Annotated in this window: 22 protein-coding genes; 14 read left to right on the top strand and 8 right to left on the bottom strand. The window is 72.8% G+C overall.

What is annotated here, in order from left to right; translation table 11 throughout:
• The first annotated feature begins 5 nt into the window (after positions 1 to 5).
• From Cs7R123_RS09330 to Cs7R123_RS09315, 4 genes are all read left to right on the top strand, one after another.
• Positions 6 to 263: a hypothetical protein gene (locus Cs7R123_RS09330; protein WP_212825184.1), complete on the top strand. Its 258-nt coding sequence runs from the start codon at positions 6 to 8 to the stop codon at positions 261 to 263.
• Positions 264 to 416: 153 nt separating this feature from the next.
• A complete protein-coding gene (gene tatA, locus Cs7R123_RS09325) occupies positions 417 to 692 on the top strand; it encodes a Sec-independent protein translocase subunit TatA (protein WP_212825182.1) in 276 nt (91 codons plus the stop codon).
• Positions 693 to 775: 83 nt separating this feature from the next.
• Positions 776 to 1,651: a twin-arginine translocase subunit TatC gene (tatC, locus tag Cs7R123_RS09320; protein WP_244871721.1), complete on the top strand. Its 876-nt coding sequence runs from the start codon at positions 776 to 778 to the stop codon at positions 1,649 to 1,651.
• Between the two features lie 40 nt (positions 1,652 to 1,691).
• Positions 1,692 to 2,588: a diacylglycerol kinase gene (locus Cs7R123_RS09315; protein WP_212825178.1), complete on the top strand. Its 897-nt coding sequence runs from the start codon at positions 1,692 to 1,694 to the stop codon at positions 2,586 to 2,588.
• On the opposite strand, the gene Cs7R123_RS09310 is transcribed toward Cs7R123_RS09315, so the two are convergent.
• A complete protein-coding gene (locus Cs7R123_RS09310) occupies positions 2,572 to 3,801 on the bottom strand; it encodes a cytochrome P450 (RefSeq protein ID WP_212825176.1) in 1,230 nt (409 codons plus the stop codon). The genes Cs7R123_RS09315 and Cs7R123_RS09310 overlap by 17 nt on opposite strands.
• Positions 3,802 to 4,193: 392 nt before the next feature.
• Positions 4,194 to 4,952, bottom strand: a complete 759-nt coding sequence (locus Cs7R123_RS09305) for an HAD family hydrolase (RefSeq protein WP_244871720.1) — start codon at positions 4,950 to 4,952, stop codon at positions 4,194 to 4,196.
• Positions 4,953 to 5,063: 111 nt separating this feature from the next.
• On the opposite strand from Cs7R123_RS09305, the gene Cs7R123_RS09300 reads away from it, so the two are divergent.
• From Cs7R123_RS09300 to Cs7R123_RS09285, 4 genes are all read left to right on the top strand, one after another.
• Positions 5,064 to 7,847 carry an RNA helicase gene (locus Cs7R123_RS09300; RefSeq protein ID WP_212825174.1) on the top strand — a complete coding sequence of 928 codons (2,784 nt, stop codon included), beginning with the start codon at positions 5,064 to 5,066 and terminating at the stop codon, positions 7,845 to 7,847.
• A gap of 146 nt (positions 7,848 to 7,993) precedes the next feature.
• Entirely contained in the window at positions 7,994 to 8,794 is an 801-nt protein-coding gene (locus Cs7R123_RS09295; RefSeq protein ID WP_244871719.1) for an MHYT domain-containing protein, read from the top strand.
• A gap of 26 nt (positions 8,795 to 8,820) precedes the next feature.
• On the top strand, positions 8,821 to 9,735 hold the full coding sequence (locus tag Cs7R123_RS09290; protein ID WP_212825170.1) for a 5'-3' exonuclease: 915 nt from the start codon (positions 8,821 to 8,823) through the stop codon (positions 9,733 to 9,735).
• A gap of 36 nt (positions 9,736 to 9,771) precedes the next feature.
• On the top strand, positions 9,772 to 10,251 hold the full coding sequence (locus Cs7R123_RS09285; protein WP_212825168.1) for a DUF6328 family protein: 480 nt from the start codon (positions 9,772 to 9,774) through the stop codon (positions 10,249 to 10,251).
• 142 nt (positions 10,252 to 10,393) lie between these two features.
• Here Cs7R123_RS09285 and Cs7R123_RS09280 read toward each other — a convergent pair whose 3' ends face one another.
• Complete coding sequence (locus Cs7R123_RS09280; RefSeq protein WP_212825167.1) at positions 10,394 to 11,287, bottom strand: universal stress protein; 894 nt, start codon at positions 11,285 to 11,287, stop codon at positions 10,394 to 10,396.
• 197 nt (positions 11,288 to 11,484) lie between these two features.
• Between Cs7R123_RS09280 and Cs7R123_RS09275 the strand changes: the two genes are divergently transcribed.
• The 4 genes from Cs7R123_RS09275 (at position 11,485) to Cs7R123_RS09260 (ending at position 14,494) form a co-directional block, all read left to right on the top strand.
• Positions 11,485 to 12,624, top strand: coding sequence for an acyl-CoA dehydrogenase family protein (locus Cs7R123_RS09275; RefSeq protein WP_212825165.1), 1,140 nt, complete (start codon positions 11,485 to 11,487; stop codon positions 12,622 to 12,624).
• Positions 12,625 to 12,784: 160 nt separating this feature from the next.
• Positions 12,785 to 13,237, top strand: coding sequence for a cysteine dioxygenase family protein (locus Cs7R123_RS09270; protein ID WP_244871718.1), 453 nt, complete (start codon positions 12,785 to 12,787; stop codon positions 13,235 to 13,237).
• A 2-nt stretch (positions 13,238 to 13,239) separates the two neighbouring features.
• Positions 13,240 to 13,656: a rhodanese-like domain-containing protein gene (locus Cs7R123_RS09265; RefSeq protein WP_244871717.1), complete on the top strand. Its 417-nt coding sequence runs from the start codon at positions 13,240 to 13,242 to the stop codon at positions 13,654 to 13,656.
• 46 nt (positions 13,657 to 13,702) lie between these two features.
• Positions 13,703 to 14,494, top strand: a complete 792-nt coding sequence (locus tag Cs7R123_RS09260) for a DUF1684 domain-containing protein (protein ID WP_212825161.1) — start codon at positions 13,703 to 13,705, stop codon at positions 14,492 to 14,494.
• Between the two features lie 45 nt (positions 14,495 to 14,539).
• Here the strand turns inward: Cs7R123_RS09260 and Cs7R123_RS09255 are convergent, their stop codons facing one another.
• A complete protein-coding gene (locus Cs7R123_RS09255; RefSeq protein WP_212825159.1) occupies positions 14,540 to 14,785 on the bottom strand; it encodes a hypothetical protein in 246 nt (81 codons plus the stop codon).
• A 155-nt stretch (positions 14,786 to 14,940) separates the two neighbouring features.
• Between Cs7R123_RS09255 and Cs7R123_RS09250 the strand changes: the two genes are divergently transcribed.
• Positions 14,941 to 15,861 (top strand): ornithine cyclodeaminase family protein, encoded by a 921-nt coding sequence (locus Cs7R123_RS09250; RefSeq protein ID WP_212825157.1) that lies wholly within the window; start codon positions 14,941 to 14,943, stop codon positions 15,859 to 15,861.
• On the opposite strand, the gene Cs7R123_RS09245 is transcribed toward Cs7R123_RS09250, so the two are convergent.
• From Cs7R123_RS09245 to Cs7R123_RS09230, 4 genes are all read right to left on the bottom strand, one after another.
• Positions 15,848 to 16,510: an FKBP-type peptidyl-prolyl cis-trans isomerase gene (locus tag Cs7R123_RS09245; RefSeq protein WP_212825155.1), complete on the bottom strand. Its 663-nt coding sequence runs from the start codon at positions 16,508 to 16,510 to the stop codon at positions 15,848 to 15,850. The genes Cs7R123_RS09250 and Cs7R123_RS09245 overlap by 14 nt on opposite strands.
• A 120-nt stretch (positions 16,511 to 16,630) precedes the next feature.
• Positions 16,631 to 17,926, bottom strand: coding sequence for a 3-phosphoshikimate 1-carboxyvinyltransferase (gene aroA / locus Cs7R123_RS09240; RefSeq protein WP_244871716.1), 1,296 nt, complete (start codon positions 17,924 to 17,926; stop codon positions 16,631 to 16,633).
• 91 nt (positions 17,927 to 18,017) lie between these two features.
• Positions 18,018 to 19,295 carry a serine hydrolase gene (locus Cs7R123_RS09235; protein ID WP_212825153.1) on the bottom strand — a complete coding sequence of 426 codons (1,278 nt, stop codon included), beginning with the start codon at positions 19,293 to 19,295 and terminating at the stop codon, positions 18,018 to 18,020.
• Between the two features lie 152 nt (positions 19,296 to 19,447).
• Positions 19,448 to 20,032: a TetR/AcrR family transcriptional regulator gene (locus Cs7R123_RS09230; protein WP_212825151.1), complete on the bottom strand. Its 585-nt coding sequence runs from the start codon at positions 20,030 to 20,032 to the stop codon at positions 19,448 to 19,450.
• Between the two features lie 87 nt (positions 20,033 to 20,119).
• Here Cs7R123_RS09230 and Cs7R123_RS09225 point away from each other — a divergent pair, with 87 nt between their 5' ends.
• Complete coding sequence (locus Cs7R123_RS09225; RefSeq protein ID WP_212825149.1) at positions 20,120 to 21,280, top strand: alkane 1-monooxygenase; 1,161 nt, start codon at positions 20,120 to 20,122, stop codon at positions 21,278 to 21,280.
• The last annotated feature ends 41 nt before the right edge of the window (positions 21,281 to 21,321 follow it).

The raw sequence follows: 21,321 nt of genomic DNA, 5'->3' as shown, positions 1-21,321 counted from the left end.
CTGCCGTGGTGGCGTGGATCGTGGTGGCTGTGGTGCTGCTGAGCCTGCTGGGGCTGGCCCTGGTGGTGCGGGTGCTGCTGTGGCGGCTGGCCGGGCTCAAGGAGGCCCAGGCCGAGGTGCAGGCGGTCGCCCTGCGTGCCCAGCAGCTGGGCGAGGTCGCCCAGGGACTGGCCGCGCACGCCGACTCGCTGCGCATCCGCGCCGAGCTGGCGCAGGAGCGGCTGACCCTGATCAAGGCGAGGAAGGGCGAATTCGGCCGCTGAGCCGGGCGCCCGGGTGTCACTGCAGAAACATGCAGCACCAGCCGTCCCGCGTTGACGCTGGTGAGAGTGGTGCTCGACACTTCATGGGCAGGCTGGTCGCTCCGGCCCGAGTACCATTGGTCCGGATCACCCCGACTTACTTTTGGAGTACCCATGTTCAGCGGCGCGCTCAAGGGTTGGCACATCCTCCTCGTGGTGGCAGTCCTGGTCCTTCTGTTCGGTTCCAAGAAGCTGCCCGACGCGGCCCGTTCGCTCGGCCGCTCGATGCGCATCCTCAAGGCCGAGACCAAGGCGCTGACCGAGGAAGGCAAGGAAGGCCAGGCCGCGACAGCTGACAAGGCCGACGCCCAGGTCACCTCGCAGCAGCCGATCGCGGACGGCAAGCCCTCCGCGGCGCCGATCGTGGATCCGGTCCAGCGGCAGAGCTGAAACCCCACCCCCGGGCGGAAGACGTGAAGAACCCCCTGGCACGTCGCGGGCCGTCCCAGCGCGAACGCGCTGCGGACGGCTCGATGACTCTCATCGAGCACATCCGCGAGCTGCGCAACCGGCTGTTCAAAGCCTGTCTGGGCATCGTCGTGGGTCTGGCGGTCGGCATCTACTTCGCCGAGCCGATCCAGAATTTCATCAACTCGCCCTACTGCGACTTCAAGCTGCACCAGCTCGGTCCGGGGCAGCTGTGCCAGTTCAACTCGACGTCGCCCGTGGATCCGTTCCTGCTCCAGCTCAAGATCGGGCTGTACGCGGGCCTGATCATCGCGGCGCCGATCTGGCTGTACCAGCTGTGGGCCTTCGTGGCCCCGGGCCTGCACCGGCACGAGCGCAAGTACACCTACATGTTCACGGCGATCGCCGTGCCGCTGTTCGCCGCGGGCGCCTTCCTGGCGTTCTTCGTCGTCAGCAAGACGCTGGTGTTCTTCCTCGGCATGTCCCCGGAATACCAGATCAACGTCGACCTGACGGGCTACTTCGAGTTCGTCACCGGCGTCATGATGCTGTTCGGGTTCGGGTTCGAGTTCCCGCTCGTGCTGCTGATGCTCAACGTCGCGGGCGTGCTCACCGGCAAGCGGATGCTCGGCTGGTGGCGCGTGGCGATCTTCCTGATGTTCCTGTTCGCCGCGGTCGTCACCCCGACGCCCGACCCGTTCGGCATGACCGCGCTGGCCGGCGCCATGGCGATCCTGTACTTCATCGTCGTGGGCATCTCGATGCTCAACGACAAGCGGCGTCAGCGCGGCCGGGCCAAGTACCTGGACGTCGACGACGACGAGACGTCTTCACTGGACGACTACGACACCGATAGCATCACCCCCGGCGAGCGGGTCGAGGCCGTCGCGCCGGTGACCTCTGCGGAGTCGCTGGAGCGTCGCTACGACGACATGACCTGACCGGTCCACCCCCCGCCGCGACCGTGAGGAGCTGGTGGGGATGGCCGACGAGGTAGTGGTACTGCGCAACCCCGGTGCCGGCAAAGGCCGGCACCGGGGTTCGCTGCCTTCGGTGCTGGAGCGCCTGGCCGCGGCCGGGCGCCCGGTGCGGGTGCTGGAGGCGGGCAGCGCCGCCGAGGCCGAGGCGGCATGCCGCCAGGCGGTGGCCGAAGGGGCCGGCGCGCTGGTCGCGATCGGCGGCGACGGCACCGTGCACCTGGCCCAGCAGGCGGTGGCCGGCACCGGGGTGCCGCTGGGCGTGATCCCGGCCGGGACCGGCAACGACTTCGCCACCAGCGCGGGCCTGCCCGTCGACCTGTTCGCCGCCGCCGACGCGGTCGCCGCGGCGCTGCGCGACGGCCGCACCCGGTCCCTGGACCTGGCCCGGCTCACCACCCCGGACGGGCAGACCCGCTGGTTCGGCGCGGTGCTCGCGGCCGGGTTCGACGCGATCGTCAACGAGCGCGGCAACCGGATGCGCTGGCCGCGCGGCCCCATCCGGTACGACATCGCCGTGCTGCTGGAGCTGGCCCGCCTGCGCGCCCGCCGCTACACCGTCACGGTGGACGGCGAGTCCCGCGAGCTCGACGCGGTGCTGCTCGCGGTCGGCAACACCTCGCGCTACGGCGGCGGCATGCGCATCTGCCCCGACGCCGACCCCACCGACGGGCTGCTGGACATGGTCTGGGCCGAGCCGGTGTCGCGGGCCACGCTGGTGCGGATCAAGCCGCGGGTCTACTCCGGCACCCACATCACCCACCCGAAGGTGCGCTCGCTGCGGGCCCGGAGCATCACCCTGGCCACCGACGACATCGTCTGCTACGCCGACGGGGAGCGGATCTGCCCGCTGCCGGTCACCATCGAGGCGGTGCCCGGCGCGGTCACCCTGCTGGCTTGACCTCGTCGTAGCTCACCGGCAGGTGGATCGGGCCGCGCAGCACCGGGCTCGGCCGATACGGCGGCGGGTCCTCCACCAGCCGCAGGTTGGCCAGCCGCTGCGCGATCTGGGTCAGCGCGAGCTGCGCCTCCAGCCGCGCCAGCGGGGCGCCGAAGCAGTAGTGGACGCCGCTGCCGAAGGCCAGGTGCCGGTTGTCGCGCCGGTCGGGGTCGAAGGTGTCGGGGTCGCGGACGTACTCGGGGTCGCGGTTGCCCGCGGCCAGCACCAGCGTGATCGGCGCGCCGCGGGTGACGGTCACCCCGGCCAGCTCGATGTCGGCCACGCTGGTGCGGCTCGGTACGAAGTGCACCGACGGCTCGTAGCGCAGCACCTCCTCGACCAGGCGGATGCTCAGCTCGGGCTCGTGCCGCAGCCGCTCCAGCCACTGCGGGTGCCGCAGCAGGGTCAGCGTGCCGTTGGCGATCAGGTTGACGGTGGTCTCGTGCCCGGCGATGAGCAGCAGCACCAGCGTCGCCATCAGCTCCGGGCCGTCGAGGCGGCCGTCGGGGCCGTCGTCGGTGACGAGGCCCGACAGCATGTCCGGGCCGGGGTTCTGCCGCCGCTGCTGGGCCAGGCCGAACAGGTACATGCCGAGCTCGCGCATGGCCTCGTTGCGCTTCTCCACCCGGTCCGGGGTGAGCTGGGCGATCGAGTCGACGATCGGCTCCACCCAGGCGCTGAAGCGCGGCTCGTCCTCGGCGGGCACGCCGAGCAGGTCGCAGATGACCGCGACCGGGAACGGGTAGGCCAGGTCGTCGACGATGTCGGCCTGGTGCCGCCCGGCGAAGCCGTCGACCAGGCGGGTGACGATCGAGTCCAGGTGCGGTTCCATGTCGGCGACGCGGGTCGGGCGGTGCGGCGGCCCGAACTGGCGGTTGACGACACGCCGGATCCGGTCGTGCGCCGGGGGGTCCATCCGGATGAAGCTGGCGCCGATGCTGCCGGGGGCCCCGGTCGGCGGGGCCTGGTCGGCGTACTCGGGCAGCAGGTTCGCCGGGTCGGAGCTGATCCGCGGATCGTGCAGCAGCGCCTCGATCTCGCGGTAGGTGCTGACCACGAACCTGCCGTCGGCCTCCCGGCGCACGGGCTGCTCGCGCAGCTGCCGGTACAGCGGGTACGGGTCGGCCCGGTGGGCGAAGTCGATGATGCTGTCGTAGATGCTGGGCTCGGTCATCGAGGCCTCCTGGCCCGGCGGTCGCGGACCGGGTGGCGCGCCGCTCGCTGGGATCGTGGCCGGTCGCGAGCACGGCGGCGTCGCGGGCCGGGAAGTTGACCTAGTTGATCCCGAGCGTAACGGGCGGGGGTGCTGGTTCGCTGCTGTTTGTCCGGTGTTCTGGGGATTGCGGCTGTGCATGTGGGGCAAGGAGTGCGTCGTCCCGGAGCGCCTAGCATCGACGCTGGCCTATCTAGAAGACGGTTTTCGCCGATTCGTCCTCTAGATAGGCCAGCGTCGATTAAAACGGGCCAGCGGGGTCGGCGGGGTCGGCGGGGTCGGCGTGGGCCGGTGAGCGCCGGTGGGGCCGGGGCGTGGGCGGGGTTCTGCGGCGTCGGCGGGTGGGGGCAGGGTCAGCCGGGCAGGGGCGCGACGGCCAGGGAGAGGGCGCGGTGCAGGCCGTTGGGGCGGCCGGGGGAGGCGGCGGGCACGATCAGGGCCGAGCAGCCGATCGCCACCGCGCCCGCGTCGGCGGGAGTGTCGCCGATCATGAGGGTGCGTTCCGGGTCGACCGCGAGCATCCCGCAGGCGCGCAGGAAGATCTTCTGATCCGGTTTGATACACCCCACCTCGTACGACAGCACGATCGCGTCACACAGTCCGGTCAGCTCCCAGGCGTCCAGCAGCGGCCGGATGTCGAAGCCGATGTTGCTGACCACGCCCACCTTCACCCCGGCCGCGCGCAGCGCCGCCATGGTGGGCCGCGCGTCGGGGTAGGGCTGCCAGCCCTCGGGCCCCAGGATCCGCTCGTAGACCGCCTCGGCCAGCCCCGGGATGTCCGTGACTACGGTGGCGGCCAGGCCGGTGAACGCCTCGCGGTGGGCGTGCTCGTACAGGTCGCGGTCGGCCCAGGCCTCGGCCAGCTGCGGGGGCACCCGCCCCGGCTTGGCCACGCCGGGCAGCCCGCCCGCGGTGGCGATCCGGTCGGCGAGCACGGTGGCGCGGCCCCGGTCCAGGGCGGTCCCGCAGGCGGCCGCGGCGGCGGTCACCCAGGCGACGGGATCGACGGTCATCGCGAGGGTCCCGTGGAAGTCGAACAGCACCGCGTCGAGGCGACGCTGGCCGTCGATCCGGTCCTCGCGGGCGGCGGGCGGCGGTGCGGTGTCGGACACCCCCGCAGGATACCGACCAGGTGCGACCGGGCCGCCCCGCCGGGTGCGTGTCCGGCCCGCCGGGGAAGTCGAGCGAACAACTCTCTTGAACAAGTCGGTAGCCTTTGCGGTATGACGCACCGCGCCGAGCGGCGGCCCGGGTCCGGGTCCCCCGCCCGACCTGCCCGACCCGCGAGTCCGCCCCCCGCCCGTACGCCGGTCGTCGAACCGACGCCGCTGGTCGCCGAGTTCGCCACGGGGCTCAGCTTCGCCCTCGACCCGTTCCAGGTGACCGCCTGCGCGGCGCTGGAGCGCGGCAGCGGCGTGCTGGTCTGCGCGCCCACCGGCGCCGGCAAGACCGTCGTCGGCGAGTTCGCGGTGCACCTGGCGTTGCAGCAGGGGCGCAAGTGCTTCTACACGACGCCGATCAAGGCGCTGTCGAACCAGAAGTTCCACGACCTGGTGCAGCGCTACGGCGCGGAGAAGGTCGGCCTGCTGACCGGCGACAACTCCATCAACGGCGACGCGCCGGTGGTCGTGATGACCACCGAGGTGCTGCGCAACATGCTCTACGTCGGCTCGGGGGCGCTGGCGGGGCTGTCGTACGTGGTCATGGACGAGGTGCACTACCTCGCCGACCGGTTCCGGGGCGCGGTGTGGGAGGAGGTCATCATCCACCTGCCCGCCTCGGTGACGCTGGTGTCGCTGTCGGCGACCGTGTCCAACGCCGAGGAGTTCGCCGACTGGCTGGTGACCGTACGCGGGCGGACCGAGGTCGTGGTGAGCGAGCACCGGCCGGTGCCGCTGTGGCAGCACATGCTGGTCGGCAAGCGCATGTTCGACCTGTTCCACGACGCCGACGCGGCCAAGGCGCACGAGGTGCACCCGGAGCTGCTGCGCCACACCCGCGAGGTGCTGCGGCGGCTGGAGATGACCGACGCGCACCGCGGCCGGGGCCAGCGCCGGGGCCGTACGCCCGGCCCGCCGCGCCCCGACATCGTGGACCGGCTCGACAACGAGGGGCTGCTGCCCGCGATCATGTTCGTGTTCAGCCGGGCGGGCTGCGACGCCGCCGTGCAGCAGTGCCTGCAGGCCGGGTTGCGGCTGACCTCGCCGGAGGAGCGCACGGAGATCCACGAGCTGGTCGAACGGCGCATCCACAACATCCCGACCGAGGACCTGGGCGCGCTGGGCTACTGGAGCTGGCTGGACGGGCTGGAGCGGGGCCTGGCCGCCCACCACGCGGGCATGCTGCCGGTGTTCAAGGAGATCGTCGAGGAGCTGTTCGTCCGCGGCCTGGTCAAGGCGGTGTTCGCCACCGAGACCCTGGCGCTGGGCATCAACATGCCCGCCCGCTGCGTGGTGCTGGAGCGGCTGGTCAAGTACAACGGCGAGGCCCACGTGGACCTGACGCCGGGGGAGTACACCCAGCTCACCGGCCGGGCCGGGCGGCGCGGCATCGACGTCGAGGGCCACGCCGTGGTGGTGTGGTCGCCGGACGTGGACCCGCGGCACGTGGCGGGCCTGGCCAGCACCCGGACGTATCCGCTGCGGTCGAGCTTCCGGCCGTCGTACAACATGGCGGTGAACCTGGTGGGGTCGGTGGGCGCGGCGCGCGCCCGCGACCTGCTGGAGTCGTCGTTCGCGCAGTTCCAGGCCGACCATTCGGTGGTGGGCCTGGCCCGGCAGGTGCAGCGCAACAACGAGGTGCTGTCGGTGTACGACACCGAGCTGGCCTGCGAGCACGGCGACTTCGCCGAGTACTTCGCCCTGCGCGTCAAGATCGGTGAGCGGGAGAAGCAGCTGACCCGCAACAGCCAGCAGGAGCGCCGCGCGGCCGCGGTCTCCTCGCTGGAGCAGCTCAAGGTCGGCGACGTGATCCGCATCCCGAGCGGCCGCCGCGCCGGTCTGGCCATCGTGCTGGACCCGGGCATGGGCGGCTTCGGCGAGCCGCGCCCGGTGGTGCTGACGGAGGACCGCTGGGCCGGGCGCATCTCGGCGGGCGAGTTCTCCGGCGAGGTGGACGTGCTGGGCAAGGTGCGGGTGCCGCGCCACTTCAACCACCGCGCCCCGGCCGAGCGCCGGGACCTGGCCGCCACGCTGCGCAATCTGGAGCTGACCAAGGGCGTCGCGGTGCGCCGCCGGGGCAGCGGCAGCGGCGCCAACGAGGACCGTGAGCTGGCCGCGCTGCGCAAGGCGATGCGGGCGCACCCGTGCCACGCCTGCCCGGAGCGCGAGGACCACGCCCGCTGGGCCGAGCGCCGGCAGCGCCTGTTCAAGGACACCGAGAGCCTGCGCGACAAGGTGGCCAACCGCACCGGCTCGCTGGCGCGCACGTTCGACCGCATCTGCGAGCTGCTGGCCGAGCGCGGCTACCTGGGCGCCGACGGCGAGGTCACGGAGCCGGGCCGGATGCTGGCGCGGATCTGGACCGAGGCCGACCTGCTGGTCGCCGAGTGCCTGCGCACCGAGGTGTGGGAGGGCCTGGAGCCGCACGAGCTGGCCGCGGCCGTCTCGGTGATGCTGTACGAGGCCCGCCGCGACTCCGACGAGCAGGCCTCCGTGCCGCGCGGCGTGGTCGCCGAGGCGGTGGACGCGAGCCTGCGGACGTACTACCAGCTCGCCGCCGACGAGCGGCGCCTGGGCCTGGCCCAGACGAAGGAGCCGGACCTGGGGTTCGTGTGGCCGATGTACCGCTGGGCCAAGGGCGAGCCGCTGGCCAAGGTGCTCGCCAGCGGCCACAGCCTCGACGGGGACATGCCCGCGGGCGACTTTGTCCGATGGGCGAGACAGGTCATCGATCTTCTCGGTCAGATTGCTGACGCACGCGGAGCGTCATCTTCCCTGCGTGAGACCGCGCGCACAGCGATGGACGCGGTCAATAGGGGGGTACTTGCCTATAACGCGGTCGTCTGACCGAGTTGCCAAGGAAGAACGTGAACCTTCATCATCTTGATGATCGGTACTCTGCGTGACTTCTTGAAGGGCCAGGACCCATGGGCGACGTACACCATTTCACCTACGGCCTGGTCACACCGGGTGTCGCGTATGCACTCTCCGTAATGGGCTCCGTACTCGGGCTCATCTGCACCGCGCGGCTGCGCACCGCCACCACCAACGGCCAGCGCTGGTGGTGGCTGTCGCTGGCCGCGTTCGCGCTGGGCGGCACCGGCATCTGGGCCATGCACTTCATGGCCATGCTCGGCTTCACCGTCAGCGGCACCCTGATCCGGTACGACATGCTGCGCACCCTGATCAGCGCGCTGACCGCGGTCGTGGTCGTCGGCCTGGGCATCTACATCGCCGGGTTCGGCCGCACCAGCGCCCCGCGCATCCTGATCGGCGGCCTGCTCACCGGCGTCGGCGTGGCCGGGATGCACTACACCGGCATGTTCGCGATGAACATGGACGGCGTCGTGCACTACGACCAGGGCCTGGTCGTCGCGTCGGTGGTCATCGCGGTGGTCGCCGCGACCGTGGCGCTCTACTTCACCGTGAAGCTGTCGCGCCCGCTGGCCATCGCCGGGGCGGCCGTGCTCATGGGCGTGGCCGTCTGCGGCATGCACTACACCGGCATGGCCGCGATGTCGGTCGAGCTGACCCACCCCACCCTGACCGTGCCCGGCGCCACCGCCAGCACCCTGCTGGTGCCGATCGGCATCCTGGTGCTGCTGGTCATCGGCGGTCTGATCTACGCCATCGGCGCCGCCCCGTCGCAGGAGGACCTGGCCGCCCGCGCGTACCTGGACAAGATCCAGGCCGCGCGCGAGGAGGCCGCCGCCGCGACGGCCGCCGCCGAGGCCGGTGCCCAGCAGCGGGGCACCCTGCGCCGCCCGACGGCCGTGCCGCCGCGCAACCGCTGACAGACGTCTGTGGCAGGCTGTGCGGTATGACACCGCTGCTCGCTGTCGACGCGCCCAGCCTGTACTTCCGCGCCTTCCACGGGGTGCCCGCCGCCTCGGCGCTGGCCCCGGACGGCAGCCCCGTCAACGCGGTGCGCGGGTTCCTCGACATGATCAGCACGCTGGTGAAGACGCGCAGGCCGGGGCGGCTGGTCTGCGCCCTGGACAACGACTGGCGGCCGCAGTGGCGGGTCGACCTGATCGCGTCGTACAAGACGCACCGGCTCGCCCCCGCCGGGGGCGAGGAGGTGCCCGACGCGCTGGTGCCCCAGGTCGAGCTGCTGCTCCAGGTGCTCGAAGCGGTCGGCATCGCGGCATACGGGGTGGACGGCAACGAGGCTGACGACGTGCTCGGCACCCTGGCGGCCAGGAGCCCCGGGCCGGTCGAGGTGGTCAGCGGCGACCGGGACCTGTTCCAGCTCGTCGACGACGCGCGCGGCGTGCGGCTGCTCTACGTCGGCCGGGGCGTGGCCAAGCTGGAGGACTGCGACGAGGCGGCGGTGCTGGCCAAGTACGGCGTGCCCGCCTCGGGCTACGCCGACTTCGCGGCGCTGCGCGGCGACCCGTCCGACGGCCTGCCGGGCGTGGCGGGCGTGGGGGAGAAGACCGCCGCGCGCCTGATCGAGCGGTACGGCAGCATCGACGCGATCGTGGCGGCCGCCGCCGATCCGGCAAGCGACTTCGCGCCGGGCGTGCGCACCAAGCTCGCCGCCGCCGCCGATTACCTGGCCGTGGCGCCCAAGGTCGTCCGGGTCGCCACCGACGTGAAGCTGCCCGACGTCGACCCGACGCTGCCCGCCGTGCCCCGTGACGCCGACCGGATGCTGGAGCTCGCCGAGCGCTGGAACCTGGCCAGCCCGTGCCGCCGCCTGGTCGACGCGCTGGCCGCTGCGGCGAACTGACGGTTTGCCGGGCCGCCGCCCGGTTACATGTGAGGTATGGCCGACGACGACCAGCACCGCGACCAGCACCCCGATCCGACCGACCCGTGGCACCGGCGCTACGGCGAGCAGCTCCAGGAGCTTCGGGTCACCCAGACCGGGGTGCAGATCCTGTTCGCGTTCCTGCTGACGCTGCCGTTCCAGGCCGGCTTCGGCAAGATCACCGGTGCGGAGCGGCACCTGTACGTGTTCAGCTTCGTCGCCGCCGCGCTGGCGGCCGCGCTGCTGATCGCGCCGGTGAGCTACCACCGGCTGCACTTCCGGCACGGGGAGAAGCCGGAGATCGTGCGGGCCACCCACGTGCTGGCCCTGGTCGGCCTGGTGTTCGAGCTGCTGGCGATCGTGGGGGCGGTCTACCTGGTGCTCGACGTGGTGACCGGCTCCCGCTGGGCCGGGATCGGCGGCAGCCTGATCGCGGCGGTCTACGTGTTCCTCTGGTACATCCTGCCGATGATCTACAAGCCCAAGGCGCGGTGACGCGGCAACCGGACCTGGACCTGCGACCGGACCGGGACATACGGGAAGCCCGGCTTATCTCTAAGACGAGATCTGTCGGGCTTCACTTATTAGATTAAGTCCGGCATATCCGGGCGTCAAGGGGGTTCCTCGAAACTTTTCCCTAGTGCCGGCCCCGCTCGTGGGCGACCACCACCGGGCACCCGGCGTGGTGGATCAGCGCCTGGCTGACCGACCCGAGCAGCAGGCCGCTGAACCCGCCCAGCCCCCGGCAGCCGACCACCACCAGCGCGGCGCCCATCGAGTGCTCGGTCAGCGCGGCCGCCGCCGACGACTCCACGGTCATCCGATGCGTCTCCACGTGCGGATACTGCTCGCGGTACGGCGCCAGCGCGGTCTCGACCACGCTCTCCTCCTGGGCCCGCAGCGTGTCCATGTCGTAGACGAACGGCATCCCGGCCGCCCCGGTCGTGATCGGTCCCAGCCAGGCGTGCACCGCGGTCACCCCGCAGCCGCGCCGCTGCGCCTCGTCGAAGGCGAACCGCAGCGCGACGTCGGACTCGGCCGAGCCGTCGACGCCGACGACGATCCGGCCCGGCGCCTCGCCCACCGGCTGGCGGGACGCCCGCGCCGCCGGGCGCACCACCGCCACGCAGGAATTGGCGTGCATGGCCGTCTGGAGGCTGGTCGACCCGAGCATCAGGTCGTGGAAGCCGCCGTGGCCGCGGCTGCCGACCACCACCATCCAGGCCGTGTCGGACTCGCGGATCAGGGCGTGGGCCGGGTCGTCGCGCACCACGACCGCCTCGACGGCCAGGTCGGGGTGCTGGGTCCGCACCCGCTGGGCGGCGTGCTCGGCCACGTCCTGCGCGGCGCTGCCGACAGCCTCGCGGTCGGCGTCGTCGCCCAGGCGCGGGCCGGGGTCGTCGCCGGCGTACACCAGGCGCAGGGGCAGGCCGCGCAGCTGTGCCTCGGCGGCCGCCCAGTCCAGTGCCTCGGTGGCGGCGGGGGAGCCGTCGACGCCCACCACGATCGGTCCGGCCGGCTCCGCGCCCATCGCCGCCTCCTCCGTGTGTCCGCTTGCCTCCACTATGTCCCCTGCCCACGCCCCCCGATGTCGGACCGTGCACTTTCGGGGAAAGTGCAGGAGTCCACGGCCCGGTTCCCGCACTTTCCCCGAAAGTGCACGCAAGAAGTTGCCGAAGGCGGCGGGCGGCCGCAGCAGGATTACCTAACGACCGTTAAGCTGACGGCATGTCCAGCGTTGCCCGGCTGCTTCCCACCCCTGAAGCACACGACCTGCTCGAACTCGCCCGCGACCTCGCCGACAAGGAGCTCGCGCCCCACGTCGACGACTTCGAGGCGCGCGGGGACTTCCCCCGCGAGCTGATCCGCACCCTCGGCCGCTCCGGCCTGCTCGGCCTGCCCTACTCCGCCGAGTACGGCGGCGCGGAGCAGCCGTACGAGGTCTACCTACAGGTGCTGGAGATCCTGGCCAGCAGGTGGGTCGGCATCGCCGAGGCCGTCAGCGTGCACACGCTGGCCTGCTACCCGCTGGCCCACCACGGCAGCGACGAGCAGCGCGAGCGGTGGCTGCCCGACATGATCGGCGGCGAGCTGCTCGGCGCGTACTGCCTGTCCGAGCCGGCGGGCGGCTCCGACGCGGCCAACCTCACCACCAGGGCGGTCCGCGAGGGCGACCACTACACGGTGACGGGCACCAAGGCGTGGATCACGCACGCGGGCGCGGCCGACTTCTACAACGTCTTCTGCCGTACGGGCGGGCCCGGCCCCAAGGGGATCTCCTGCCTGCTGGCCCCGGCAGACACGCCCGGACTGCACCCGCAGGCCCGCGAGAAGACGATGGGACTGCGCTCCTCGCCGGTGGCGCAGGTCGCGCTGGACGGCGCGCGGGTCCCGGCCGAGCGCCTGATCGGCGGCGAGGGCGACGGGTTCCGGATCGCCATGGGCGCGCTGGACTCGGGCCGCCTGGGCATCGCGGCGTGCGCGGTGGGCCTGGCGCAGGGCGCGCTCGACTACGCCACCGGGTACGCCAAGGGGCGGGTGCAGTTCGGGCAGCCGATCTTCGAGATGCAGGGGCTGGGCTTCATGCTGGCCGACGCCGCCACCGAGATCGCCGCGGCGCGGGCGCTGATGCTGCACGCGGCCCGGCTGCGCAACGCGGGGGTGCCGTACTCGCCCGAGGCCGCCAAGGCGAAGCTGTTCGCCACCGACATGGCGATGCGGGTGTGCACGGACATGGTGCAGGTGCTCGGCGGGGCGGGCTACGTGTCCGACCACCCGGTCGAGCGCTACTTCCGCGAGGCCAAGGTCCTCCAGATCGTCGAGGGCACCAACCAGATCCAGCGCATGGTGATCGCCCGCTCGCTGTGACCGCTGGTCGGCGGATCGTTGATCGGCGTTTTCGGTCCGAAGCCGCGACCTGAGCCCAGGTCTGGACCGGAAACGCCGATCACTACGGCACCACGGAGCGGTGGGCGTGTTAGGGTGACTGCAACTCCTATAAGACCGATAGGAAATGCAGAGATTCCGCATGAGCGACTTTCTCCAGATCGCGCGCGACCTCGCGGCCCGGCCGGGGCAGTGGCCGGTCGCGGTCCGGTTCGACCCGGTCCAGCGCTGGTACCACCGGCTTGCCCTGCACGACGACTACGAGGCGTGGCTGCTGTCCTGGCTGCCGGGGCAGGAGACCGACCTGCACGACCACGGCGGCAGTGCGGGCGCGTTCACGGTCGTCTCCGGTGAGCTCACCGAGCACACGGTGACCGGCGGCGACGGCGCCGCGCGGCTGGCCGGGACGGCGCTGACCGCGGGGGACGGACGGCGGTTCGGCGCGCACCACCTGCACCAGATCGCCAACAACGGGACCGTGCCCGCCGTCAGCGTCCACGTCTACGGCCCGGCGCTGCGCACGATGACGCGCTACCGGCTCCACGATGGACGGCTGCGGGTGGCGGCGGTGGACCGGGCGGGTGCACAGTGGTGAGCGTGGAAGACGCGGTGGGGCAGGCGCCGCCGGGATCGCGGGGGATCGACGAGATCCTCGCCGCGGCCCGGGCCGGGCTGGTGCGCCTCGACCCCGCCCAGGCGTACGCGGCCCAGGCCGGTGGGGCCGTCCTGGTCGACATCAGGCCCGCGGCGCAGCGGGCGGCGCACGGGGAGATCCCCGGCGCGCTCATCGTCGAGCGCAACGTGCTCGAGTGGCGGTTCGACCCGCGCAGCGACGCCCGGCTGGGCGTGGCCGACCGCTACGACCTGCCCGTGGTGGTGCTGTGCCAGGAGGGCTACACGTCCTCGCTGGCCGCCGCGTCACTGCGGGAGCTGGGCCTGCACCGGGCCACGGATCTTGCCGGGGGCTTCGCCGCGTGGCAAGCTGCGGGACTGCCGGTCAGCCCGCCCGGCTGACGGACGGAAAGACTCCACTCCTTACCCCCCGAGGAGCAGTATCGCCATGGTCGTCGATCAGGAGCAGTTGGTCCGGGACTGGACCGACTGGCATGCCCGCCGCGAGGAGAACCTGCGCCGCCCGTACGGCTGGCTCAGCCTCACCGCCCTGCACTGGCTCGGCTCCGAGCCGCTGACCTATCCCCACCTGCCCGGCCGCTGGAGCGCCGACGCCGACGGCGTGCACCTGTACGCCGCCGCCGCGGACGGCCTGACCCACGGCGGGGAGCCGATCGACGGCGAGGTCGTGATGACCCCGCAGGAGGGCGCCGCCGGGATCACCCTGGTGGCGGGCGCGCGGCAGCTGGAGGTGATCCGGCGCGGCGGTTCGTACGCGCTGCGCGTGCGCGACCCGCAGGCCCCGACCCGGACCGCCTTCACCGGCGTGCCCGCGTACGCGCCGAGCAGCCGCTGGGTCGTCCCGGCCAGTTTCCAGGCGTACGACCGGCCGCAGACGGTCGCCGTGGGCGCGGTGGTGCCGGGGCTGACGCACGAGCAGACCGCGACCGGGGTGCTGCGCTTCGCCGTCGACGGCGTGGACTACGCCCTGACCGCGTTCGACGGCGGCGAGGGCGAGCTGTCGGTGCTGTTCCGCGACGCGACCAGCGGCGTCACCACGCACGCCGGGGCGCGCTCGCTGAGCGTCGGCGGGCCGGACGCCGACGGCGAGGTGCTGCTGGACTTCAACCGGGCGGTCAACCTGCCGTGCGCGTTCACCGAGTACGGCACGTGCCCGCTGCCGCCGCCGGAGAACGTGCTGGGCCTGGCGGTGGAAGCGGGCGAGCAGCGGATGCGCTGAGCCGTGCGCGGTGCGCCGTCCGGACGGGCGGCGCACCGCCGCGGGTCACCAGTGCGCGCCCGCGTGGCTGTCCACCGGCACGCCGTGGCTGCGCGCCTGCTTCTTGAGCTTGCGCGGCGTCCGCTCCTTCTTGTGCCGGGGCGAGTCGCGGTGGCCGGTGTCGAGCGCGGCGAGCTGGTCAAGGTGCTGCTCGTACCCGGCGGCGCGGCGCTTGCGGTAGGCCAGCAGGCCCGCTCCGGCAGCGGCGGCCGACAGCAGGCCAGCGGCGAGCAGCGTGGATTTGCGGGGCATCGCGAACACTCCTTCGGCGGAAAGCGGGCGGCGACCCGCTTGCGCTCGACCCTAGTCCGGCTTGCTCGCTGATGAGGGATTTTCCCGGTTTAGCGCGATAGCGGCGGGCGCTCGCCGGGCGTGACGGGATCGACCGATGGCAGTATGTTGCGGTCATGGCGATCGAGGTGATCCGGGACGGCGCCGACCTGCCGCCCGCGCAGGTGCTCGCGGCGGTGCGCGCGGCGTTCGCGGCGCTGGCGCGCGGCGAGGCGGCACAGCCCGCCCAGCTGCTGGTGCCGCTGGCCGGCGGCGGCGACGTGATCACCTATCCCGGGCTGGTCGAACCCGCCGGGGTGTACGGCGTCAAGGTCTCGCCGTACCTGCCGCAGCCCGGCGGCCCGGCCCTGGTCACGGCGTGGACGCTGCTGATCAGCCTGACCACCGGCGAGCCGGTGCTGCTGTGCGACGCCAAGGCCCTGACCGCGCAGCGTACGGCGGCGACGAGCGCGCTGGCCGTGGACCTGCTGGCCCGCCCCGGCGCGGCCACGCTCGCGGTGATCGGCGGGGGTCCGCTGGCCCGCGCGCACGTGCGCTACGCCCGGCAGGTGCGCCCGTTCACCGACATCCGGGTGGCCACCCGCAGCGGACGGGTCGACCTGGCCGCGTTCACGGCCGAGGCGGGGGACGTGCCGGTGCGTGCCGTCGCGTCGGCGGCCGAGGCGGCAGACGGCGCCGATGTGGTGCTGGCCTGCACCTCGGCGGCGCAGCCGGTGCTCGACGTCGCGGCGCTGCCCGCGGGGACAGTGGTCACCTCGATCAGCACCAACGCGCCGGACGCGCACGAGGTCGACCCGGCGGCGCTGGCCGGGCTGGAGGTGTACTGCGATCACCGGCCGTCGGCGACGGCCGCGGCGGGGGAGATGCGCCTGGCGGTGCGGCGCGGGCTGTGGTCGGCCGACGCGGTGCGGGGCGACCTGGCCGGGCTGGTCGGCGGGTCCGACCCCGGCCCGACCGGATCGCGGGTGGTGTTCTTCCGCTCGGTCGGGCTCGGGATCGAGGACATCGCGATCGCGGGGCTGCTCAGCCGATCTTGAGGATGTCGACGACGAACCGCAGCGGGCCGGGGACCTGGCCGCTGTCGCCGTACGCCATGTTGGAGGGGATGTCGAGCTGGACCCGGCTGCCGACCTTGGCGCCGATCAGGCCCTGGTCCCAGCCCTGGATGACCGCGCCCTGGCCGATGGTGAAGTCGAACGGCTGCTGGCGCTTCCAGGACGTGTCGAACTCCTCGCCGGTGGTGTACGACACGCCGACGTAGTTCACCGTGATGTGGTCGCCGACCTTGATCGCCGGGCCCTTGCCGTCGATGAGGACGGTCGGGGTCAGCGCGGTCAGCGTGCCGGAGCCCTTGGTCGCGACGGGCTTGGTCTTCAGCGCCGGGTCCGCGCCCTCCGGCAGCTGCGGGAAGTCCCCGGCCGGCTGCTGGGCGTTCGGGTCGGTCTGCGAGGCCGTGTCCTGGCTGCCGTCGGCCGCGGCGCCGCCGTCGGGCTTCGCGGCCTGGATCATGAGGACGGCGACGCCGATCAGCACCACCACGCCGAGGAACGACCCGATGACGGTGAAGATGCTCCTGCGCCGCCTCGCCACCTTGGCCGCCGCCACCCGGTCCTCCCGGCGCTGCGCCTTGCCGGCGCGCCGCGCGGCCGACGGGCCGACGTGCTTCTCCTTGACCTGCTCGCTCATCGCGCTGACATCTCCCAGACGGCATCCGACACCGCGCGGGCACGCGGCAACTGCACACGGTACCCGGGTGAACCCGCTCCGGTCATCCCTTGCGCGCGTTCTGTCCCACCGTGCCCAGAGTCAGCCGCGCACCGCCGCCAGATCGGTGAAGTAGCCCGGGTAGGTCTTGCTCACGCAGCGCGGCCCCGCGATCTCGATCCCCGGCGTACGCAGCCCCAGCAGCGCCAGGCTCATCGCCATCCGGTGGTCGTCGTAGGTGGCGAACCGGGTCGGCGCCGGGGTGCCCGGGTAGATGGTGAACCCGTCCTCGTGCTCGACGGCGTCGATGCCGGCCCGGCGCAGTTCGGCGACGACCGCGCCGACCCGGTCGGTCTCCTTGCCCCGGATGAAGCCGATGCCGCGCACCCGGGTCGGGCCTTCGGCGTAGACGGCGACGGCGGCCAGGGTCTGTGCGGTGTCGGAGATGTCGGCCATGTCGACGTCGACGCCGCGCAGGGTGCCGGTGCCGGTCACCGTGATCTGGCTCTCGGCCCGCTCGACCCGGGCGCCCATCCGCTCCAGCACGTCGGCGAAGCGCACGTCGCCCTGCAGGCTCGCGGTGCCCAGCCCCGCGACGGTGATCCGCCCGCCGGTGACCGCGGCCGCGGCCAGGAAGTACGACGCGGCGCTGGCGTCGGGCTCGACGGCGAAGTCGGCGGGCCGGTAGGCGCCCGGCGCCACCCGCAGCCCGTCCACGGACCCGTTCCCGACCCCGTCGACGTCCACCCCGAACGCGGCCATCACCGCGGCGGTCATGGTCACGTACGGCACCGAGACCAGCGTCGAGGTCAGCTCGACCGACAGCCCGTCGCGCATCAGCGGTGCCGCCAGCAGCAGCCCGGACAGGAACTGGCTGGACAGGTGGCCGGGCAGCCGGACCCGGCCGCCGAGCACCGGGCCGGTCACCGCCAGCGGCAGGTGGTCGGCGCGCAGCGGCTCGTCGACCACCGCGCCCAGCTCGCGCAGCGCGGCGACCAGCGGTCCGAACGGGCGGTCGCGCAGCTGCGGGTCGCCGTCGAGCACCCGGCGGGAGCTGCCCAGCGCCAGCACCGGCAGCACGAACCGGGAGGTGGTGCCGGACTGGCGCGCGTGGACCATCGCCGGGTCGGCCGAGCGCGGGTCGATCCCGGTGACGGCGACGGTGCACGTCCGCTCGTCGGCCTCGACCCGGGCGCCCAGCGCCTCGACGCAGCTCAGCATGGCCCGGGTGTCGTCGGCGAACAGCACGCCGGTCAGCGTGCTGCGGCCGGGGGCCAGGGCGGCGCACAGCAGCGCCCGGTTGGTGATGCTCTTGGAACCGGGCGGGCGCACCGTCGCGTCCGGACGGTGGACGACCGGGGTCACGGCCAGGACATCGGGCAGCGCGGAGGACGGCACCGGGCGATTATCGGCCGCCGCCGACCACGACCGGGGGCACCGACCAGCTACTGGGACGGTGTCGTCCGGCGTGGCCCGCCGGACCGCGGCGTCAGCGGCCCGAGGAGACGATCCCGGCCAGTTCGGTGAAGAGCGGGGTGGCGTGGTCGGAGTCCAGCGACGACCGGTTGGTCTCCACCACGATGACCGCGCCGGTCCTCGGCTCGTAGAACATCGCGGTGTTGTAGCCGAGGATGGCGCCGTTGTGGCCCAGCCAGCCGTTCCAGTCCGCGATGCCCAGGCCGTAGGAGACCGTGGAGTTCGGGGCCACGGGCACCGTCCGCAGCCGCTCGCGCTGCATGCGGTCGGACAGCAGCGCGCCGGTGCCGACCGCCTTTGCCCAGGTGCGCAGGTCGGCCAGGTTGGACACCATCGCCCCGGCGGCTCCGGCGTAGTCCGGGTTGCTGTAGGTGACGTCGCGCAGTTCGGCCAGGCTCGGCCCGGCCGGGCGCGGCGTCGGGGTGGGGCTGGCGTACAGGGCGCCGGGTGCGGCCTGCGGACTCGGTGCCGGGCCGGGCGTGCCGGGCTGCGGTGCGGGGCTCGCCTCGCCGGGGACCGGCTGCTGCGGCGCGGGCGGGGCGTCGTACCCGCGGGAGAACGGCGCGGGCAGCGCCGACGTGCTCGGGTACGACGTGCCGGCCAGGTGCAGCCGGTCGACGATCTCGCGGTCGATCCAGTCGCCGACCGAGCGCCCGGTGAGCTTCTCGACCACCTGTTCCAGCAGGATGTAGTTGGTGTCGGAGTAGTGGAACCCGGCCCCGGGCGCGAAGTAGGGCTCGTGCGCGCGGGCGATGTCCAGCGCGTCGCGGGAGCTGAACGCCCCCTCGGGGTCCTCGGTGTAGCGCCGTACGAACGCCGGGTCCTCGGTGTAGTTGAACACCCCGGCCGTCATGTTCAGCAGCTGCCGGATCGTGATGGCGTTGCCGTCGGGCCAGTCCACCCAGCGGCTGAGCGGGTCGTCCAGGCTCAGCCTGCCCCGGTCGGCCAGCTGGAGCACCGCGGTGCCGGTGAACGTCTTGGTGATGCTGGCGACGCGGAACCGGTCGGCGGCGTTGAGGGCGCGTCCGGTCTCCAGGTCGGACACCCCGAGCACGCACAGCCAGGCGCCGCGGTCGGGCACGAACACCGCCGCGATCACGCCCGGTAGCTGCGCCTCGGCTCGGGTGCGCGCGGTCGCGTCCCGGAAGGCGTCCCGCTGCCGCGCGGTGAAACCGAGGTCCAGCTGCGGACACTGGTCGACCACCGGGGCGCCGCGTGCGGGGGCCAGCCCGACGGTCAGCGTGAGCACCAGCGCTGCCGCGAGCGAGGCCACGATGTGCCAGGTCTTCACCACCCGGTCCCGTCCTGTGAGGCCGCCGCTGTCATAGCTCCGGGCCGTCCGGCGGACGGCCGGTGCTTGTCGTCGTCAGTTTACCGGCGCGATCCGGCGAACACGGACAAAACGCGAGCGCTGGCGTGGCCCGCCCGCCGACGTGGCGGGGCTCAGGCGTGCAGCAGCAGCATGACCAGGTCGGCGATGCCGTCGGCGGTCTGCTCGACCGGGGACAGCGGCAGCACCACGTGGCTGACCACGAGCCGGATCACGGTGTCGACGGCGAAGGCGACGCGGTCGGGTGGCAGGCGGGCGTCGTACGCCGAGACCCACTCCAGCAGCGGCACCGCCGCGGTGGCCAGCACCACCTCGGCCCGGGTGGTCAGGTAGGCCAGCAGCGGATCGGTCCCGCCGGGCGACCGGATCGCCGCGACCAGCGCGTTGCGCCGCGCCTCGGTCAGCGCGAACCGGACGGTCGCGGCGATCGCGGCCCGCACCTGCCCGCCGTGGCCGAACAGCACCTCGCGCAGCCCCGCCGTGAACGCGTCCACCTCGGCCTGGGCCAGCGCGTCGGCGAGCCCCGACCGCCCGCCGAACTCGTTGTAGACGGTCTGCCGGCTGACCCCGGCCAGCGCGGCGACCTGCGCCATGCGCACCGTGCTCCAGCCCTGGGTGACGGCGAGTTCCCGGGCGGCGGCCACGATCGCGGCGCGGGTGGTGTCGCGTTCGGCCGGTCGCAGCCGGGACAGGTTCATCCCATGAGTTTACAGAAAACTCGTGATTGTCAAGAGTCGATGATCATGTGACAGTCGAGGGCACGAGACACTCCCTCGGAGGCGGACATGAGCGACGCGGCTGCATGGCGCGACCCCCGCAAGTACCTCTGGCCGTTGGCGCTGGTCGTGCCGACGCTGCCGCTGCACGGCTGGCTGCTGTGGCGCGCCGGCCACGACTGGGGCTGGTGGCTGGCCCCCGCCGCGGTCTTCGTCTTCATCCCCACCGTCGACCTGCTCTTCGGCGACACGACGGAGAACCCGCCCGAGCAGGACGTGCCCAGGCTCCAGCGGGCGCGCTACTACCGCGCGCTGACCTATCTGTACCTGCCGCTGCAGTACGTCTCGCTGGTCGTCTGCTGCCACGTCTGGACCCATGCCGACCTCGGGCCGGTGACCGCGCTGGGGCTGGTGCTCAGCATCGGCATCGTCTCCGGCATCGCCATCAACACCGCCCACGAACTGGGCCACAAGCGCGAGCGCCTGGAGCGCCGCCTGTCGAAGATCGCCCTGGCCCCCAGCGGGTACGGCCACTTCTACGTCGAGCACAACCGGGGCCACCACGTCCGCGTGGCCACGCCGCAGGACCCGGCCAGCGCCCGGCTGGGGGAGAGCCTCTGGGCGTTCCTGCCGCGTACGGTGCTGGGCAGCCTGCGCTCGGCCTGGCATCTGGAGGCCGAGCGGCACCGGCTGCGCGGCCGCTCGCCGTGGACGGTGCGCAACGACGTGCTCAACGCCTGGGCGCTGACCGTCCTGCTGTACGCCGCCCTGGTCGCGGTCTTCGGCCCGCGCGTGCTGGTGCTGCTGGCCGCGCAGGCGGTGGTCGGGTTCGGGCTGCTGGAGGTGGTCAACTACCTGGAGCACTACGGGCTGGCCCGGCCGCTCAACCAGGCCGGCCGCCACGACAAGGTCGATCCGCGGCACAGCTGGAACAGCGACCGGATCGTCACCAACATCTTCCTGTTCCAGCTCCAGCGGCACAGCGACCACCACGCCAACCCGCTGCGGCGATACCAGGTGCTGCGCAGCTTCGACAGCTCACCGCAGCTGCCCGCGGGCTACGCCACGATGGTCCTGGCCGCGCTGGTGCCCCCGCTGTGGCGCCACCTCATGGACCGCCGCGTCCTGGCCCACTACGCCGGCGACCTGTCCCTGGCCAACGTCCACCCACCCGCCCTGCCCCGCCTGCGCGCCCGCCTGACCGGGGCGCCGCGCGCGGCCGCACGGTAGGTGCAGTTTCGGGGAAAGTGCTGGAATCTTGGACGAGATTC

This window comes from Catellatospora sp. TT07R-123 (assembly GCF_018327705.1).
Lineage (GTDB): Bacteria > Actinomycetota > Actinomycetes > Mycobacteriales > Micromonosporaceae > Catellatospora.
The sequence above is the reverse complement of the archived record's forward strand: the minus strand, read 5'-3'. Positions and strand labels throughout refer to the sequence as shown.

Bases quoted from the DNA above. Each gene is read 5' to 3' on its own strand.
- Cs7R123_RS09245 (WP_212825155.1), bottom strand. From the start codon at position 16,510: ATGAGCGAGCAGGTCAAGGAGAAGCACGTCGGCCCGTCGGCCGCGCGG.
- Cs7R123_RS09225 (WP_212825149.1), top strand. From the start codon at position 20,120: ATGAGCGACGCGGCTGCATGGCGCGACCCCCGCAAGTACCTCTGGCCG.
- Cs7R123_RS09260 (WP_212825161.1), top strand. From the start codon at position 13,703: ATGGTCGTCGATCAGGAGCAGTTGGTCCGGGACTGGACCGACTGGCAT.
- Cs7R123_RS09280 (WP_212825167.1), bottom strand. From the start codon at position 11,287: ATGGGCGCGGAGCCGGCCGGACCGATCGTGGTGGGCGTCGACGGCTCC.
- Cs7R123_RS09270 (WP_244871718.1), top strand. From the start codon at position 12,785: ATGAGCGACTTTCTCCAGATCGCGCGCGACCTCGCGGCCCGGCCGGGG.
- Cs7R123_RS09315 (WP_212825178.1), top strand. From the start codon at position 1,692: ATGGCCGACGAGGTAGTGGTACTGCGCAACCCCGGTGCCGGCAAAGGC.
- Cs7R123_RS09285 (WP_212825168.1), top strand. From the start codon at position 9,772: ATGGCCGACGACGACCAGCACCGCGACCAGCACCCCGATCCGACCGAC.
- Cs7R123_RS09255 (WP_212825159.1), bottom strand. From the start codon at position 14,785: ATGCCCCGCAAATCCACGCTGCTCGCCGCTGGCCTGCTGTCGGCCGCC.
- Cs7R123_RS09290 (WP_212825170.1), top strand. From the start codon at position 8,821: ATGACACCGCTGCTCGCTGTCGACGCGCCCAGCCTGTACTTCCGCGCC.
- Cs7R123_RS09275 (WP_212825165.1), top strand. From the start codon at position 11,485: ATGTCCAGCGTTGCCCGGCTGCTTCCCACCCCTGAAGCACACGACCTG.
- Cs7R123_RS09230 (WP_212825151.1), bottom strand. From the start codon at position 20,032: ATGAACCTGTCCCGGCTGCGACCGGCCGAACGCGACACCACCCGCGCC.
- Cs7R123_RS09295 (WP_244871719.1), top strand. From the start codon at position 7,994: ATGGGCTCCGTACTCGGGCTCATCTGCACCGCGCGGCTGCGCACCGCC.
- tatA (WP_212825182.1), top strand. From the start codon at position 417: ATGTTCAGCGGCGCGCTCAAGGGTTGGCACATCCTCCTCGTGGTGGCA.
- Cs7R123_RS09300 (WP_212825174.1), top strand. From the start codon at position 5,064: ATGACGCACCGCGCCGAGCGGCGGCCCGGGTCCGGGTCCCCCGCCCGA.
- tatC (WP_244871721.1), top strand. From the start codon at position 776: ATGACTCTCATCGAGCACATCCGCGAGCTGCGCAACCGGCTGTTCAAA.
- Cs7R123_RS09250 (WP_212825157.1), top strand. From the start codon at position 14,941: ATGGCGATCGAGGTGATCCGGGACGGCGCCGACCTGCCGCCCGCGCAG.
- Cs7R123_RS09310 (WP_212825176.1), bottom strand. From the start codon at position 3,801: ATGACCGAGCCCAGCATCTACGACAGCATCATCGACTTCGCCCACCGG.